13 protein-coding genes are annotated in these 16,349 nt (G+C 71.8%); 9 read left to right on the top strand and 4 right to left on the bottom strand.

The genetic code is table 11. From position 1 onward, the window contains the following. Positions 1–70: 70 nt before the first annotated feature. Positions 71–2,215: a glycogen debranching protein GlgX gene (gene glgX / locus ACIRPP_RS02350; protein ID WP_403637226.1), complete on the bottom strand. Its 2,145-nt coding sequence runs from the start codon at positions 2,213–2,215 to the stop codon at positions 71–73. Next, the gene (locus ACIRPP_RS02345) at positions 2,212–2,724 is read right to left on the bottom strand and encodes a pep a2 (protein WP_403637224.1); all 513 of its coding nucleotides are present in this window, start codon (positions 2,722–2,724) and stop codon (positions 2,212–2,214) included. The genes glgX and ACIRPP_RS02345 overlap by 4 nt, the downstream gene beginning before the upstream one ends. A 403-nt stretch (positions 2,725–3,127) precedes the next feature. Here ACIRPP_RS02345 and ACIRPP_RS02340 point away from each other — a divergent pair, with 403 nt between their 5' ends. The 6 genes from ACIRPP_RS02340 (at position 3,128) to ACIRPP_RS02315 (ending at position 12,027) form a co-directional block, all read left to right on the top strand. Next, positions 3,128–3,427, top strand: coding sequence for a DUF5133 domain-containing protein (locus ACIRPP_RS02340; protein ID WP_031101783.1), 300 nt, complete (start codon positions 3,128–3,130; stop codon positions 3,425–3,427). A gap of 73 nt (positions 3,428–3,500) precedes the next feature. Further along, positions 3,501–5,498 carry an alpha-1,4-glucan--maltose-1-phosphate maltosyltransferase gene (locus tag ACIRPP_RS02335; protein ID WP_403637222.1) on the top strand — a complete coding sequence of 666 codons (1,998 nt, stop codon included), beginning with the start codon at positions 3,501–3,503 and terminating at the stop codon, positions 5,496–5,498. Next, positions 5,495–7,213 carry a maltose alpha-D-glucosyltransferase gene (gene treS / locus ACIRPP_RS02330; protein WP_403637220.1) on the top strand — a complete coding sequence of 573 codons (1,719 nt, stop codon included), beginning with the start codon at positions 5,495–5,497 and terminating at the stop codon, positions 7,211–7,213. The genes ACIRPP_RS02335 and treS overlap by 4 nt, the downstream gene beginning before the upstream one ends. Positions 7,214–7,241: 28 nt before the next feature. After that, on the top strand, positions 7,242–8,600 hold the full coding sequence (locus ACIRPP_RS02325; protein WP_403637218.1) for a maltokinase: 1,359 nt from the start codon (positions 7,242–7,244) through the stop codon (positions 8,598–8,600). A gap of 3 nt (positions 8,601–8,603) precedes the next feature. Next, the gene (gene glgB, locus ACIRPP_RS02320) at positions 8,604–10,829 is read left to right on the top strand and encodes a 1,4-alpha-glucan branching protein GlgB (protein ID WP_403637216.1); all 2,226 of its coding nucleotides are present in this window, start codon (positions 8,604–8,606) and stop codon (positions 10,827–10,829) included. 109 nt (positions 10,830–10,938) lie between these two features. Continuing rightward, positions 10,939–12,027, top strand: a complete 1,089-nt coding sequence (locus tag ACIRPP_RS02315; RefSeq protein WP_403637214.1) for a glutamate--cysteine ligase — start codon at positions 10,939–10,941, stop codon at positions 12,025–12,027. 28 nt (positions 12,028–12,055) lie between these two features. On the opposite strand, the gene ACIRPP_RS02310 is transcribed toward ACIRPP_RS02315, so the two are convergent. Next, positions 12,056–12,289 (bottom strand): DUF6480 family protein, encoded by a 234-nt coding sequence (locus tag ACIRPP_RS02310; RefSeq protein ID WP_403637212.1) that lies wholly within the window; start codon positions 12,287–12,289, stop codon positions 12,056–12,058. Positions 12,290–12,440: 151 nt separating this feature from the next. Here ACIRPP_RS02310 and ACIRPP_RS02305 point away from each other — a divergent pair, with 151 nt between their 5' ends. Both ACIRPP_RS02305 and ACIRPP_RS02300 read left to right on the top strand, forming a co-directional pair. Next, positions 12,441–14,345, top strand: a complete 1,905-nt coding sequence (locus tag ACIRPP_RS02305) for an AMP-dependent synthetase/ligase (protein ID WP_403637210.1) — start codon at positions 12,441–12,443, stop codon at positions 14,343–14,345. A 275-nt stretch (positions 14,346–14,620) separates the two neighbouring features. Further along, on the top strand, positions 14,621–15,055 hold the full coding sequence (locus ACIRPP_RS02300) for an ATP-binding protein (RefSeq protein ID WP_192231648.1): 435 nt from the start codon (positions 14,621–14,623) through the stop codon (positions 15,053–15,055). Positions 15,056–15,098: 43 nt separating this feature from the next. Here ACIRPP_RS02300 and ACIRPP_RS02295 read toward each other — a convergent pair whose 3' ends face one another. Continuing rightward, positions 15,099–15,470 carry a PRC-barrel domain-containing protein gene (locus ACIRPP_RS02295; RefSeq protein ID WP_403637208.1) on the bottom strand — a complete coding sequence of 124 codons (372 nt, stop codon included), beginning with the start codon at positions 15,468–15,470 and terminating at the stop codon, positions 15,099–15,101. Positions 15,471–15,916: 446 nt separating this feature from the next. Between ACIRPP_RS02295 and ACIRPP_RS02290 the strand changes: the two genes are divergently transcribed. Next, positions 15,917–16,349, top strand: a 433-nt coding sequence (locus tag ACIRPP_RS02290; RefSeq protein ID WP_382553684.1) for a HAMP domain-containing protein, incomplete at its 3' end; no start/stop codon positions are given.

Below are 16,349 nucleotides of genomic sequence, written 5' to 3'. Positions count from 1 at the left end.
GATCGGCGCGGCACGGCCGGCGGTGGGCGCCTGTGCGGGGGCCCACCGCCGGCCGTGGGGCCGGGGCGGGTCAGCCGTCGCCGTGGGGCGGCCGGGAGAGCACCATCAGACTCCTGGCCCCGACGGTCAGCCGGGTGGCGGCCTTGTACTCCGCCTCGTCCGGGGTGCCCTCCGGGTCGGCCGTGTCGATCAGCGCCGTCCAGCGCTCGCCGTACGCCTTGGGCGGCAGCCGGAAGCCCACCGGCTCCCAGTGGCTGTTGAGCAGCAGCAGGAAGGAGTCGTCGACCAGCCGCCGGCCCCGGGGGTCGCGCTCGGCGATGGCGTCGCCGTTGAGGAAGACGCCCACCGAGTGGGCGTCGGAACGCCGCCAGTCGTCGTCGGTCATCTCCCGGGCGTTCGGCAGCAGCCACACCAGGTCGGGCAGGGGCTGGCCGGCGTGCCGCACGGTCTCGCCGAGGAAGAAGCGGCGCCGGCGCAGCACCGGGTGGGCGGCGCGCAGGGCGATCAGGCGCCGGGTGAAGTCCAGCAGGTCCCGCTGCTCGTCGCCGAGCCGCCAGTCGATCCAGGAGATCTCGTTGTCCTGGCAGTAGGCGTTGTTGTTGCCGCGCTGGGTGCGGCCGAGCTCGTCGCCGTGGGAGAGCATCGGGATGCCCTGGGACAGCAGCAGGGTGGCGAGGAAGTTGCGCTGCTGGCGGGCTCGCAGTTCGAGTACGGCGGGGTCGCGGGTGGGGCCCTCGACGCCGCAGTTCCAGGACCGGTTGGTGCTCTCGCCGTCCCGGTTGTGCTCGCCGTTGGCCTCGTTGTGCTTGTCGTTGTAGGACACCAGGTCGCGCAGCGTGAACCCGTCGTGCGCGGTGACGAAGTTGACGCTGGCCCGCGGGCGGCGCCGGCTGTGCGCGTACAGGTCGGCGGAGCCGGTCAGCCGGGACGCGAACTCGCCGAGGGTGTGGTCCTCGCCGCGCCAGAAGTCCCGCACGGCGTCCCGGTACTCGCCGTTCCACTCCGACCAGAGCTGGGGGAAGTTGCCCACCTGGTAGCCGCCCTCGCCCAGGTCCCAGGGTTCGGCGATCAGCTTGACCCGGCTGATCACCGGGTCCTGCTGGATGAGGTCGAAGAACGCGGAGAGCCGGTCGACCTCGTGGAACTGCCGGGCCAGGGTGGCCGCGAGGTCGAAGCGGAATCCGTCGACGTGCATCTCGGTGACCCAGTACCGGAGCGAGTCCATGATCAGCTGGAGGACGTAGGGGTGGCGCATCAGCAGGCTGTTGCCGGTGCCGGTGGTGTCGTAGTAGTGCCGCCAGTCGCCGTCCACCAGGCGGTAGTAGGAGGAGTTGTCGATGCCGCGGAAGGAGAGCGTGGGGCCCTTCTCGTTGCCCTCGGCGGTGTGGTTGTAGACGACGTCGAGGATCACCTCGAGCCCGGCCGCGTGCAGGGTCTTGACCATCTCCTTGAACTCGGTGACCTGCTGGCCCCGACTGCCCGCCGCCGCGTAGGCGTTGTGCGGGGCGAAGAAGCCGATGGTGTTGTATCCCCAGTAGTTGGCCAGCCCGCGCCCCTGGAGGACCCCGTCCTGGACGAACTGGTGCACCGGCATCAGCTCGACCGCGGTGACGCCCAGTGAGGTCAGGTGCTCGACCACGGCGGGGTGGGCGAGACCGGCGTAGGTGCCGCGCAGCTCGGGCGGCACCTCCGGGTGGGTGCGGGTGAGGCCCTTGACGTGGGCCTCGTAGATCACGGTGTCGGCGTACCGGCGGCCGGGCCGGGTGTCGTCGCCCCAGTCGAAGGCGGGGTCGGTGACCACGCCCAGCATGGTGTGCCCGGCGCTGTCGCCCGGGTCGGGCCCGTGCGGGTCGCGTTCGTGCAGCGAGGGGTGGTTGTCGATCTGCCCGTCCACGGCGGTGGCGTACGGGTCGAGGAGCAGCTTCGCCGGGTTGCAGCGGTGGCCGGCCGACGGGTCCCAGGGGCCGTGCACCCGGTAGCCGTAGCGCTGTCCGGGGCCGATGCCTGGGAGGTAGCCGTGCCACACGAAGCCGTCGGCCTCGGTCAGCGGGACGGTGCTGTGCCGCCCGTCGTCGTCGACCAGGACCAATTCGACGCGCTCGGCGACCTCGCTGAACAGGGCGAAGTTGGTGCCCTCCCCGTCCGGGGACGCACCCAGCGGATAGGGGCGCCCGCTCCAGGCGGGCGCCCCTTTCCTGTTCCGGCGCCGGGTCACCGGGCCTCCTCCAGGACCCCGGCCGGCGTTCGGACCAGGGCGATCGCCTGGGCGACGGCCGCCTCGCGGGGCAGGTCCAGGCCCTCGCTCGTGCGCGGGTCGGGTGCGGTCGGCACCAGCGGGACGCGTTCCCCGGCGCGGGCGCGCTGCGAGAACCAGATGACCTTGCTGCCGCCCTCGGTGGCGCAGCAGCCCCAGCCGTCGCTGCTCGCGGCGATGTGCTGGAGGCAGCCGCGCAGTTCCTGGTCCGGGCGCAGCGCGCGGTCGTTGTCCCCGATGGCCGTGATGAGGTGCTGGCCGTTCCACCACATCTCGATCGACGTGTTCTTGTCGGTGGCGTGCTCGTCGATGGCGCGCAGCAGCATCTCGGCGCCGTTGCAGACGGGCTGCATCAGGTTCTCCAGGTCCCAGAACCGGAGGTACGCGGCCAGAATGCGGCTGACCTGCCCGACCTTCTCCGGGCTGACTTCCACGTCGAGGTGGTAGTAGCAGGGCACTGCGGTCTTCATCGTCGTTGGCTCCTCACCGCGAAGCTCGGCGTTCCTCTCGTCCGTCGGGACGGACCCCCGAGTACGGAACGTGAGCGGTTGGCGCTTCTGAGTCACCTTCAGCGTGAGGGGGTTGGTCCATTCGTGCAACACGAGAGCACGCCTGAGGCACAGGGGGCGACATCTGAGCGCGAGAGCCGGCCCGGAGGCGGGTGCGGACGGGCGGAAGGCGGCGGAAGGCGGCGGAAGGCGGCGGAAGGCGGCGGAAGGCGGTTGAAAATCCAACAAGACGCTGAGTCACCCCACGTGCACCATGTGTGAAGACCTCGATCGCCGTTACGGGTCCGTGCCGACACACGCACGGCCGCCGCCCGACCGTCGGGACAACGTGCCCTCATCGAGCCCCGGAAAGGTGAACGGCGCCATGCTGCTACCCGCCAAAGCCGAAGTTGCCCGGCAGTTGCGTCGCTACCGGGCCTGGGAACGCGTGATGCTCGCCGCCCCGGCGGACCTCACGGTACGGGCCACCTTCGAGGACTCCGGCTACACCCTCTGCGTGCTGATGGGGAAGCGCTGCGCCCGCGAGGCGGCGGACGCCGCCGAGCGGTACCTGCGCACCACCCCCGTCACGTATCTGCAGGAACAGCACGACCGGCCCCGTCCCACCGCGACGGTGCGGAGGGGGCCACCGGTCGGCGAGCGGCACTCCCCGGCGGGAAGGTGAGGACCTTCCCGCCTCAGTTTGGTCCCACGACCGGGCGCGGGCCCGGCGTCGAACACGGCGGAGGTGCAGACCCATGAAGACGACCCAGCCCATCGGCCGCATTCCGGTACGGGACGTCCGCCCGTCCGTCGAGTGCGGCAACAGGCCGGCCAAGGCGGTGGTGGGCGAGGCGTTCGAGGTCTCGGCGACCGTGTTCCGCGAGGGACACGACGCGGTGGCCGCCAACGTGGTGCTCAAGGACCCGGAGGGCCGTCCGGGCCCGTTCACCCCGATGCGGGAACTGTCGCCCGGCAGCGACCGGTGGGGCGCCGAGGTCACGGCCGGCGCCGTCGGCCTGTGGACCTACCGCGTCGAGGCGTGGGCCGACCCCATTGCCACCTGGCGACGCACCGCCGGCATCAAGGTGCCCGCGGGCATCGACGCGGGACTGGTGCTGGAGGAGGGCGGCGACCTCTACGAACGGGCAGCGGCCGGCATCCCCCGGGAGGACGGCCGGGCCGACGTGCTCGCCGCGGCGGAGACCCTGCGCGACGACACCCTGCCCTGCGCCACGCGGCTGGCGGCGGCGTTGACGCCACAGGTGGCGGCGGTGCTGGCCCGGTATCCGCTGCGGGAGCTGGTGACCAGCAGCGAACCGCTGCCGCTGCTGGTGGAGCGGGAACGCGCGCTGTACGGGTCGTGGTACGAGTTCTTCCCGCGCTCGGAGGGCACCGCGCGGGAGCCGCACGGCACGTTCGAGACGGCCGCGCGGCGGCTGGACGCGATCGCGGCGATGGGGTTCGACGTGGTGTACCTGCCGCCGATCCACCCCATCGGGACCACGTTCCGCAAGGGCCCGAACAACACCCTGGACGCCGGTCCGGACGATGTGGGGGTGCCGTGGGCGATCGGGTCGGCCGAGGGCGGGCACGACGCGGTGCATCCGCGGCTGGGCACGCTGGAGGACTTCGCCCGGTTCGTGGCGCGGGCCGGGGAGCTGGGGATGGAGGTGGCGCTGGACTTCGCGTTGCAGTGCTCGCCGGACCATCCGTGGGTGCACAAGCATCCGGAGTGGTTCCACCACCGCCCGGACGGGTCGATCGCGTATGCGGAGAACCCGCCGAAGAAGTACCAGGACATCTATCCGATCGCCTTCGACGCGGACCTGGACGGGCTGGTGGCGGAGACCTGCCGGGTGCTGCGGCACTGGATGGGGGTGGGGGTGCGGATCTTCCGGGTGGACAATCCGCACACCAAGCCGGTGGTGTTCTGGGAGCGGGTGATCGGTGAGATCAACCGCACCGACCCGGACGTGATCTTCCTGGCGGAGGCGTTCACCCGGCCGGCGATGATGCACACGCTGGCGCAGATCGGCTTCCAGCAGTCCTACACCTACTTCACCTGGCGCAACAGCAAGCAGGAGCTGACCCAGTACCTGACCGAACTGTCGGGGGAGGCCGCCTCCTACATGCGGCCCAACTTCTTCGCCAACACCCCCGACATCCTGCACGCCTGTCTGCAGCACGGCGGCCGGCCCGCCTTCGAGGTCCGCGCGGTCCTGGCCGCCACCCTCTCGCCGACCTGGGGCATCTACAGCGGCTACGAACTGTGCGAGAACACCCCGCTGCGCGAGGGCAGCGAGGAGTACCTCGACTCCGAGAAGTACCAGCTCAGGCCCCGCGACTGGGAAGCCGCCGAACGCGAGGGCCGCACCATCGCCCCGCTCATCACCAAGCTCAACACCCTCCGCCGGGAGCATCCGGCACTCCAGCGGCTGCGCAACCTGCGCTTCCACCGGACCGACAACGACGCCGTCATCGCGTACAGCAAACGCAGCGGCTCCGACGTCGTCCTGGTGGTCGCCAACCTCGACCCGCACCACACCCAGGAGGCCACGGTCTCGCTGGACATGCCGCAACTCGGCCTGGAAGGGCACGAGTCGGTGCCGGTGCGCGACGAACTCACCGGTGAGACCTATCACTGGGGCAGCGCCAACTACGTGCGGCTGGAGCCGGGGCGGGCTCCCGCGCATGTCCTGCACGTCCAGCGACCGCCCGCCGCACCGCGAAACGGAGGGCCACGACCGTCATGACCCTGAACGAACCCGTGCCGGACACCTTCGAGGACACTCCCGCCAGGGACCGGGACCCCGAGTGGTTCAAACGCGCCGTCTTCTACGAGGTGCTGGTCCGCTCCTTCCAGGACAGCAACGGTGACGGCGTCGGCGACCTGAAGGGGCTGACCGCCAAACTCGACTACCTCCAGTGGCTCGGCGTCGACTGCCTGTGGCTGCCCCCGTTCTTCAAGTCACCCCTGCGCGACGGCGGCTACGACGTCTCCGACTACACCGCCGTGCTCCCCGAGTTCGGCGACCTCGCCGACTTCGTGGAGTTCGTCGACGCCGCCCACCAGCGCGGCATCCGGGTGATCATCGACTTCGTCATGAACCACACCAGCGACCAGCACCCCTGGTTCCAGGAGTCCCGCAAAGACCCCGACGGCGCCTACGGCGACTTCTACGTGTGGGCCGACGACGACACGGGTTATCCGGACGCACGCATCATCTTCGTCGACACCGAGGCGTCGAACTGGACCTACGACCCGGTGCGCAAGCAGTACTACTTCCACCGCTTCTTCTCCCACCAGCCGGACCTCAACTACGAGAACCCGCGGGTGCAGGAGGAGATCCTGGCCGCCCTGCGCTTCTGGCTGGACCTCGGGATCGACGGGTTCCGGCTCGACGCGGTGCCCTACCTCTACGCGGCCGAGGGCACCAACTGCGAGAACCTGCCCGCCTCGCACGCCTTCCTGAAGCGGGTGCGCAAGGAGATCGACGCGCAGTACCCGGACACCGTGCTGCTGGCCGAGGCGAACCAGTGGCCCGAGGACGTGGTCGACTACTTCGGCAACTACGCCGTCGGCGGCGACGAATGCCACATGGCCTTCCACTTCCCCGTCATGCCCCGCATCTTCATGGCCGTCCGCCGCGAGTCCCGCTACCCCGTCTCCGAGATCCTCGCCAAGACCCCCGCCATCCCCTCCGGCTGCCAGTGGGGCATCTTCCTGCGCAACCACGACGAACTCACCCTGGAGATGGTCACCGACGAGGAACGCGACTACATGTGGGCGGAATACGCCAAGGACCCCCGCATGCGCGCCAACATCGGCATCCGCCGCCGCCTCGCCCCGCTGCTGGACAACGACCGCAACCAGATCGAACTGTTCACCGCCCTGCTGCTGTCCCTGCCCGGCTCCCCCGTCATGTACTACGGCGACGAGATCGGCATGGGCGACAACATCTGGCTCGGCGACCGCGACGCCGTGCGCACCCCCATGCAGTGGACCCCGGACCGCAACGCCGGCTTCTCCTCCTCCGACCCCGGCCGCCTCTTCCTGCCCACCATCATGGACCCGGTCTACGGCTACCAGGTCACCAACGTCGAGGCCTCCATGGCCTCCCCCTCCAGCCTGCTGCACTGGACCCGCCGGATGATCGAGATCCGCAAGCAGAACCCTGCCTTCGGCCTGGGCACCTACACCGAGCTGCCCTCCTCCAACCCCGCCGTCCTCGCCTTCCTGCGCGAGTACGAGGACGACCTCGTCCTGTGCGTCCACAACTTCTCCCGCTTCTCCCAGCCGACCGAGCTCGACCTCCGCGAGTTCGCCGGGCGCCACCCGGTCGAGCTGTTCGGCGGGGTGCGCTTCCCCGCCGTCGGGGAGCTGCCGTATCTGCTGACCCTCGGGGGACACGGCTTCTACTGGTTCCGGCTCACCCGAGTCGCATCCCGCATCGGCCGACGCCCGTGAGCGTGCGCCGACGTCAGGAGGCGTCACCATGACGAAGACCGCATTCCTGCGCCCCCGCAGCGCCCCCGCCGAGCCCTTGGAGTCGCTCGCCGGGCTGCTGCGCGACTGGCTGCCCGGCCAGCGCTGGTTCGCCGGCAAGGACCGCCCCGTCTCCGACCTCCACGTGCTGTCGATGACGGAGCTGTTCCCGGGCTGCCTGCACGTGCTGGTCCACGCCGGGCACGGCGGCGTGCCCACGCCCGGGCACACACCCCCGGCCGGTGACTGCTACCAGCTCCTGCTGGGAGTGCGCGAGCGGCCCGCGCCGCGGCTCGGCCGGGCCCTCATCGGCTGTGTGCAGGACGGGCCGCTGGCCGGCCGGACGGTCTACGACGCCCTCCACGACCCGCGGTGCGCCCAGCTGCTCCTGGAGCGGCTGCGCAACCCCGGGGCGGCCGGCCCGCTGCACTTCGAGTGCGACCCGTCCCAGCCGCTGCCCGGGGGACTCGTGCCGCGGCTGCTGGACGCCGAGCAGTCCAACTCCTCGCTGGTGTACGGCGACGAGTACATCCTGAAGGTCTTCCGCCGGATCCAGCCGGGCGTCAATCCGGACCTGGAGGTGCCGGGCGCGCTGTCCCGCCAGGGCTGCCACCGGGTGCCCGCGCCGGTCGCCTGGTTCCGCACCACCCACCCCTTCAAGGCGACGCTGGGCGTGCTCCAGCCGTACCTGCGCGACGCGTCCGACGGCTGGACCCTGGCCCTGGCCGCGCTGTCCGCGGGCGACGACTTCACCGCCCAGGCCTACGCGCTCGGCCGCGCCACCGCCGACGTGCACCTGGCCCTGGCCTCGGCCTTCCCGCTGGGCGGGCCCGGGGAGAACGGCCGCACGGCGGCGGCGATGACCGAGCGGCTGACCTCGGCGGCGCACTCCGTACCGGCGCTCCAGCCGTTCGTGCCGGGACTGCGGGCCGCGTTCGCGGCGCTCACCACCTGCGACTCCGGGCCGCCCGCCCAGCGCATCCACGGCGACCTGCACCTCGGGCAGGTCCTGCGGGCCGGGCGCGAGTGGTTCGTCATCGACTTCGAGGGCGAGCCGTCCCGGCCGCTCTCCGAACGGCGCAGCGCCCACTCCCCCGTCCGGGACATCGCCGGGATGCTGCGCTCCTTCGACTACGCCGCCCGGCAGCGACGCCCCTGGCGCCCGGAGTGGGCGCGGCGCTGCCGCGAGGCCTACTGCGCGGGCTACGCCGCGCGGGCCGGCTGGGACCCCCGCAAGAAGCACGGTCTGCTCCGCGCCTACGAGACCGACCGTGCCGTGTACGAGGTGCTGTACGAGGCCCGGCACCGACCCGACTGGCTGCCCGTACCGATGGCGGCGATCGAGCGCCTCGCCGTGAGAGGAGACTGAGCCGTGGCCCTGCGTGACACCCCACTGCCCGAATCCGCGGGGCCCGCCCCGTCCGCCCCGGTGGCGGGCGGGACCGCGCCGCCCCTGGACCCCGCCGACCGGGGCCGCCTGCTGGCGGGCGCCCACCACGACCCGCACGCGCTGCTCGGCGCGCACCCCGTCCCGGGCGGGATCGCCTTCCGTGCGCTGCGGCCGTTCGCCCGCACGGTGGAGGTCGTCGTCGACGGTGACCGCACCCCGCTCGTGTCGGAGGGTGACGGCCTGTTCTCCGGTGTGCTGCCGCTGGACGCCGTGCCCGTCTACACGCTGGCCGTGGCCTACGGGGACGGCCGGCCCGTGGAGACGCACGACCCGTACCGGTTCCTGCCCGCCCTGCCCGAGTTCGACCTGCATCTGATCGGCGAGGGCCGGCACGAGGAGCTGTGGACGGCGCTCGGCGCCCACCCCATGACGCACCAGGGCGTGACCGGCACCCGGTTCACCGTGTGGGCCCCCAACGCCCAGGGGGTGCGTCTCGCGGCCGACTTCACGCACTGGGACGGCACCGCCTTCCCGCTGCGTTCGCTCGGCTCGTCCGGGGTGTGGGAGCTGTTCCTGCCGGGTGTCGGTGAGGGCACCCGGTACAAGTTCGAGATCCACTCCCGGCACGGGCACCGCTTCCTCAAGGCGGACCCGATGGCGCGGCTGGCGGAGGAGCCGCCGAACACGGCGTCGGTCGTGACGGCCTCGCACTACGAGTGGGACGACGAGGAGTGGATGCGCGGCCGGGCCGCCACGCCCGTGCACGAGGCGCCGTTCTCGGTGTACGAGGTGCACCTGCCGTCCTGGCGGCCCGGCCTGTCCTACCGCGAGCTGGCCGTCGAACTGCCCCGCTACGTCAAGGACCTGGGCTTCACCCACGTCGAGCTGATGCCGGTCTCCGAGCACCCGTTCGGCCCGTCCTGGGGCTACCAGGTCACCGGCTTCTACGCGCCGACGGCGCGGCTCGGCACGCCCGACGACTTCAAGCACCTGATCGACGCGCTGCACCGGGCCGGCATCGGCGTGATCATGGACTGGGTGCCGGCGCACTTCCCGAAGGACGACTGGGCGCTGGCCCGCTTCGACGGGGAGCCGCTGTACGAGCCCGGGGACTCCCGGCGCGCGGACCACCCGGACTGGGGCACCTACACCTTCGACTTCGCGCGCACCGAGGTGCGCAACTTCCTCGTCGCGAACGCCGTGTACTGGTGCCAGGAGTTCCACATCGACGGGCTGCGCGTCGACGCGGTCGCCTCGATGCTCTACCTGGACTACTCCCGCGAGGACGGCCAGTGGGAGCCCAACGCCTACGGCGGCCGGGAGGACCTGGCGGCCATGGCCTTCCTCCAGGAGATGAACGCGACGGTCTACCGGCGCTGCCCCGGGGTGGTGACCATCGCCGAGGAGTCGACCGCCTGGGGCGGCGTGACCCGGCCCACCGACACCGGCGGCCTCGGTTTCGGCCTGAAGTGGAACATGGGCTGGATGCACGACTCGCTGGAGTACGTCTCCCACGAGCCGGTGCACCGCAAGTACCACCACCACGAGATGACCTTCTCGATGGTGTACGCCTACAGCGAGAACTACGTGCTGCCGATCTCCCACGACGAGGTGGTGCACGGCAAGCAGGCGCTGGTGTCGAAGATGCCCGGCGACTGGTGGCAGCGGCGGGCGAACGTGCGCGCCTACCTGGCCTTCATGTGGGCCCACCCGGGCAAGCAACTGCTATTCATGGGACAGGAGTTCGCCCAGGGTGCCGAGTGGTCGGAGAAGCACGGCCCCGAGTGGTGGCTGCTCGACGACGACTACCACTCCGCGGGCGACCACCGCGGGATCCAGGACCTGGTCCGTGACCTGAACTCCGGCTACCGCGCCACGCCGGCGCTGTGGCAGCGGGACACCGATCCGGCCGGCTTCCGGTGGGTGGCGGTGGACGCCGCCGACGACAACGTCTTCGCGTTCCTGCGGTACGACGCCGGCGGCCGGCCGCTGCTCGCGGTGACGAACTTCTCCCCCGTGGTCCGGCACGACTACCGGCTGGAGACCGGCGACGACGTGGTCGCCTGGCAGGAGGTCCTCAACACGGACGCCGCCCGGTACGGCGGCAGCGACGTCGGCAACCCGGACCCGGTCAAGCCGGACGACGGCCGCCTCTCGCTCACCCTGCCGCCGCTGGCCACCGTGTGGCTGACTCCGTCCCTGCCGTGAGAAGCCGCGCCGCCGCGAGGTGTCCGATGCCCTGAGCGGGGCATCCGGGGTCGTACGGCCGAGGGCACCTCGGGCGTCGTCGCGGAGACTCAGGGAAAGGCGGCCACACGTGCGGACGGTGGGAGTGGAGGAGGAACTCCTCCTGGTGGACCCGGAATCCGGCGAGCCGAAGGCCCTGTCGACGGCCGTGCTGGCCCGGGCCGCCCGGGACGACGCGGACGACGTCTTCGAACAGGAACTGCACGAGCAGATGCTGGAGTTCGCCACGCATCCGCAGTCCTCCATGGAGCGCCTGCACACCGAGATCGCCCGGTGCCGCGAGGAGGCCGCCCGGCACGCCGAACAGATCGGCTGCACGGTGGCGGCCCTGGCCACCTCCCCGCTGCCGGTCAGCCCCTCCATCGGGGTCGGCCGGCGCTACCGGTGGATGGAGGAGCAGTTCGGGATCGCCACCCGGGAGCAGCTCGTCATGGGCTGCCACGTGCACGTCTCCGTGGAGTCCGACGAGGAGGGCGTGGCGGTCCTCGACCGGCTGCGTCCCTGGCTGCCGGTCCTGACCGCGCTCAGCGCCAACTCGCCGTTCTGGCAGGGCAACGACTCCGGGTACAGCAGCTACCGCAGCCGCGTCTGGCAGCGCTGGCCGTCGGCCGGACCGACCGGGACCTTCGGCTCGCCCGAGCGGTACCACCGGCTGGTGTCCGACATGGTGGCCACCGGCGTGATCCTCGACGAGGGCATGGTCTACTTCGACGCCCGGCTCTCCGAGCGCTACCCGACGGTGGAGCTCCGGGTCTCGGACGTCTGCCTGCACGCGCGGACCGCGGCGCTGATCGCCACGCTCGCCCGCGGTCTGGTGGAGACCGCGGCCCGCGAGTGGCGCGAGGGGCGGGAACCGCTCGACCCGGGGGTGAGCCTGCTGCGCCTGTCCGCCTGGCAGTCGGCGCGGTCGGGCCTGTCCGGTGAGCTGCTGCACCCGGTGACCATGCGCCGCACGCCCGCCGAGGCGGTGGTGAAGGCACTGCTGGATCACGCGGCCGACGCGCTGGCCGGCAGCGGTGACCTGGAGCGGGCGCGCGAGGACTGCGACCGGCTGCTCCGCGAGGGCAACGGGGCACAGGTGCAGCGGGCCCTGCTGGACCGCACCGGCAGCCTGCGGGACGTCGTCACGCAGTGCGTGCGGCACACCCAGGCCACGTGAGGCGCCCGGGCGGGCCGCGGGCGGCCGGTCAGAGGATCAGCACGAGGGCGTAGGCCAGGAAGAACGCCGCGATCAGCACCGCGACGACGACGATCACGGTCAGCGGGCCCTTGCTCCAGCCCTTGGTGGGGTTGTGCCGTTCCAGCGGGCCCGCCTCGGGCATGCTGCTCTCCGCGGGCGGGGTCTCGCCCGGGGGTACGCCGCCGCCCGGTTCGAGGCCGGTGGTGCGGTCCGGTTCGGGATCGGGATTGAAGTGGCTCATGCGGTACGGGTCCCCCGTCGGGCCGAGATCATCGGTCTGGGAACAATCCGCCGTACCCGGCCCCGCGCGGCTCCGGCTGGGCTACATTCAGGCACCGCCGATGACTGTCCTCATCGGCCCAGTCACACCGCGTACATGTCAGGAGCAGTGCATGCGCGACCTCGCTCTGGCTCCCCCATCCACCCCGCCCCTGACCGGGGGCCTCGCCGACAGTCTCTTCGAGACGGCCACCCGCACGCCCACGCTGCCGATGCTCGCCCGCCGCCGCGACGCGGCCTCCTCCACCTGGGAGGAGGTCACCGCCGTCGAGTTCCGCGACGAGGTCGTCGACATCGCGAAGGGGCTCATAGCGTCGGGGCTCTCGCCCGGCCACCGGGTGGCCATCATGGCGCGCACGCGCTACGAGTGGACCGTCCTGTGCTACGCGCTGTGGGCGGTGGGCGCCGAGGTCGTGCCGATCTACCCGACCGCCTCGCGCGACCAGGTGGAGTGGATCCTGCGGGACGCCGGCTGTGTCGCGGTGGTCGTGGAGGACGAGCAGGGCGTCATGACCGTCGGGTCGGTGTGCGCCTCGCTTCCGCAGCTGCGGCACGTGTGGCAGCTGGACGCGGGCGCGCTCGAGCAGTTGACGGCGCGCGGGGAGTTCATCCCGCAGGCCACGGTGGACTCGATGCGCCGCATCGTCCTGCCGGACGCCACGGCAGCGGTCGCCTACACCTCCGGCACCTCGGGCCACGCCCTGGGCTGCGCGCTCAGCCACCGGAGCCTGGCCTCGGTCTGCGACATCCTGCTGGCGGGCTGGGGCCACACCGCGGCACCGCCCGGGGAGCAGGCCGCCGTCCTCGCGTTCCTTCCGTTCTCCCACGTCTACGGGCTGATGGTGCAGGGCCTGTGCGTGCGCGGGGGCCTGCTGATGGGACACGAGCCGGACATCAGCGCGGAGGCGCTGTCCTCGGCGCTGCGCACCTTCCGGCCGACCTACCTGTACGCGGTGCCCTCGCTCCTGGAGAAGATCTACAAGAACTTCCTGCGGGTGGCGCAGCAGGCCGGCCGGGGTGCCCTCTTCGAACGGGCCGCCACCACGGCGCGGGACTTCGCCCGGGCCGCGGAGCGGCAGCGGCTGGGGCGCGGCCCGGGCCCGGGCCTCGACCTGCGGCTGCAGCACGCGCTGTACGAACGCACGGTCTACCGCAGGCTGCGGGCGGCTCTGGGCGGCCGGGTGTGCCGCGCCACCTCCGGCGGCTCCCCGCTCAACCGCGACCTCTCCCTGTTCTACGAGGGCATCGGCATCTATGTGCACGACGGCTACGGCCTGACCGAGACCAGCGGCGGCGTGACCATGCAGCCCTTCGGCCGGGAGAAGTCCGGCACGGTCGGGCGACCGCTGCCGGGCAGCGAGATCCGGCTGGCCGAGGACGGGGAGATCCTGGTGCGGGGCCCCTCGGTGTTCCAGGGGTACGTCAACGACGAGGCCGCGACGCGTGCGGCGCTGCGCGGCGGCTGGCTGGCGACCGGGGACCTCGGGCGGCTGGACACCGAGGGGTACCTCACCATCACCGGCCGCAAGAAGGACATCATCGTCACCAGCAGCGGCAAGAGCGTCGCCCCGGCCGCGCTGGAGCAGCGGCTGCGCATGCACCCGCTGGTCCACCAGGCGGTGGTGGTGGGCGACGACCGGCCCTGTGTCGGTGCCCTGATCACGCTCGATCCGGAGTTCCTCAGCCACTGGCGGGCCGCCCTGGCCCTGCAGGGGGACGCGCCGACCCGGCAGGCGCGGGAGGACAACGCGTTGCGCGAGGAGATCGGGCGGGCGGTCGCGGCGGCCAACAGCACCGTGTCCCGGTCGGAGTCCATCCGGGTCTTCCGGGTGCTGCCCGAGCCGTTCGACGTGACGAACGGGCTGCTGACGCCGTCGATGAAGCTGCGCCGGGACGAGATCGTGCGCCGGCACGCGCTGGAGATCGACGCGATGTACCAGACGCGGTCCCGTCCCGGACGTCCTACCGCGGCGGACGAGCCGCCCGGCTGGGACGACCCGGACAACGTCTTCCGCTGACCGGGCCGGACCGTGACCTCACTCACCCAGGGGCGCCCGCCGACATCCGTCGGCGGGCGCCCCTGCCGCGTGCCGGGCGTTCCGGCCCTGACGGGCACGCGGCGCAGGGGCCGCCGGGGCCGGTGGCGGGTTTGTCACCGTCGGCTCTCGGGCATGCGGGCGCGTAGGCTCCGTCGGCGCGGGAACCCACAGACCGAGAAGCCGCAGCAACCACACGGGGAAAAGACGCAGGGAATGGACCACAGCCCCGCCGAAGCCGGGGCCGGGAAGGCGAGATGGCATTCGAGTCGCGTTGGGACAGGACACTGGCTGCCGAGGAGATCACGAGTCGCGTCGCCAGCTTCCCGGGGGAGCTGCACGATGTGACGGACGCACGCCTGGTCGCGGAGGAGTTCCTCTTCGACCTGGCCCGGGTGTCCGCGCCGTCGGCCCCGGAGCACTGGGACGACATCCTTCTGGTGGTGACGGAGCTGGCCGCCAACGCGGTGCAGTACGCGCCGGGGCCGTTCGAGCTGCGGTTGCGCCGGACCTTCGACGGGGTGCACGTGGTGATGCACGACACCAGCACCACCGAGCCCGCCCCGCGGCCCTTCCACCCCAGTCACGGCGGGGGCGGTATCGGCTGGCACCTGATTCACACGCTGTGCGACCAGGTCAGTGTCGTCGCCGGTGACGGCGGCAAGGACATCCACGTCTTCCTGCCCTGGTGACCGGCGCCGGCGGAACCGGCGTCCGGCCGGCGGACGTGACGGTTCAGCATGTGGGCCCCTGTCCCCCGCCCAGGGACCGGTAGTAGTCGCCCACGGACGTCAGGTAGACGGGATCCTGGGTCTCGCTGTCGGTCCGGAAACGCGGTGCCGCCTTCACCTCGGCGCGGGTGCAGGCCACCGTGATCCTCCGCTCCCCGCTGTCGATGCCCTCGACGACGCCCACCGGCACGAGCAGACTCCGGCCGAACACCCAGACGCCGGTGTCCACGACCAGGTGCCGCATGCCGTGGTGATCGGCCTGGCGGTCCACGTGCCCGATGGTGCCGTCGCTCGCCACGACGGTGTAGCCGGTCAGATCCTGTTCCCGGGCCGGACCCAGGTCCGACGCGTAGGACCAGATGCTGTCGATGGGCACGCTGTCCCCTGCCTTTCCTTCGGTACGTGACGATGACGCGGAGCCGGCAGCTCGGGGGGCGCGCGGTCGGGGCGGGTGCGTGCCGCTCGGCTCACAGCAGCGAATACCCGGCTACCCGCCTGCGCATACACCGAGTCGGGCGCCGGAAACCCGGATGCTTCGACGGCCTGTCCGGCGGGCCGTCCGCGGCCGCGGGAGAACTCGTCCGACTACCCCTCATCGTCCGGGCCATGCACGGCTCGCGCCAGTTCACGTCCGCCGATTCCGGTCGGGTGCCCGCGCTTTGGTGAGCGCCCGCGAACTGGGTTAGCCTTCGGCGTCTTTCTCATCTTGCGGAGCCGTGAACTGCGTAAACGCGGGGATGGCGGCCGGGTCGCGCGGCGGCCCGGCAGGGGTGGTCGAGTTCCCGTCGGCGGGAACTCCCGGGGAGCGGAACGAGGGTGCGCATGACCAGCGGCAACAGTCCCGAGAGCACCGACGCGGTGCCCGGAGACCAGGAGCTGCTCAGGCTGCTGGCAGGGCTGACGGCAGTGCGGGACGGGGACTTCGGCACCCGCCTGCCGGACGACGCCGACGGCCTCCTGGGCGACATCGCCAAGGTCTTCAACGGCATGGTGGACCAGTTGTCGGTGTTCACCTCCGAGGTCACCCGGGTGGCGCGCGAGGTCGGCACCGAGGGCACCCTGGGCGGACAGGCGCAGGTGCCGGGGGTCTCGGGCACCTGGGCGGACCTGACGGACTCGGTGAACGCCATGGCGGGCAACCTGACGACCCAGGTCCGCGACATCGCGCAGGTGGCCACGGCCGTCGCGCAGGGCGATCTGTCGCAGAAGATCGACGTGGACGCGCGCGGCGAGATCCTGCAGCTGAAGAACACCA

Source organism: Streptomyces sp. NPDC101219, assembly GCF_044767675.1.
GTDB lineage: Bacteria > Actinomycetota > Actinomycetes > Streptomycetales > Streptomycetaceae > Streptomyces.
This window is presented reverse-complemented; position numbering and strand designations above follow the sequence as displayed.

Excerpts from the sequence above, each read along its gene's own strand:
- treS (WP_403637220.1), top strand. The coding sequence starts at position 5,495 with ATGACCCTGAACGAACCCGTGCCGGACACCTTCGAGGACACTCCCGCC.
- ACIRPP_RS02345 (WP_403637224.1), bottom strand. The coding sequence starts at position 2,724 with ATGAAGACCGCAGTGCCCTGCTACTACCACCTCGACGTGGAAGTCAGC.
- ACIRPP_RS02335 (WP_403637222.1), top strand. The coding sequence starts at position 3,501 with ATGAAGACGACCCAGCCCATCGGCCGCATTCCGGTACGGGACGTCCGC.
- ACIRPP_RS02300 (WP_192231648.1), top strand. The coding sequence starts at position 14,621 with ATGGCATTCGAGTCGCGTTGGGACAGGACACTGGCTGCCGAGGAGATC.
- ACIRPP_RS02305 (WP_403637210.1), top strand. The coding sequence starts at position 12,441 with ATGCGCGACCTCGCTCTGGCTCCCCCATCCACCCCGCCCCTGACCGGG.
- ACIRPP_RS02310 (WP_403637212.1), bottom strand. The coding sequence starts at position 12,289 with ATGAGCCACTTCAATCCCGATCCCGAACCGGACCGCACCACCGGCCTC.
- ACIRPP_RS02340 (WP_031101783.1), top strand. The coding sequence starts at position 3,128 with ATGCTGCTACCCGCCAAAGCCGAAGTTGCCCGGCAGTTGCGTCGCTAC.
- ACIRPP_RS02325 (WP_403637218.1), top strand. The coding sequence starts at position 7,242 with ATGACGAAGACCGCATTCCTGCGCCCCCGCAGCGCCCCCGCCGAGCCC.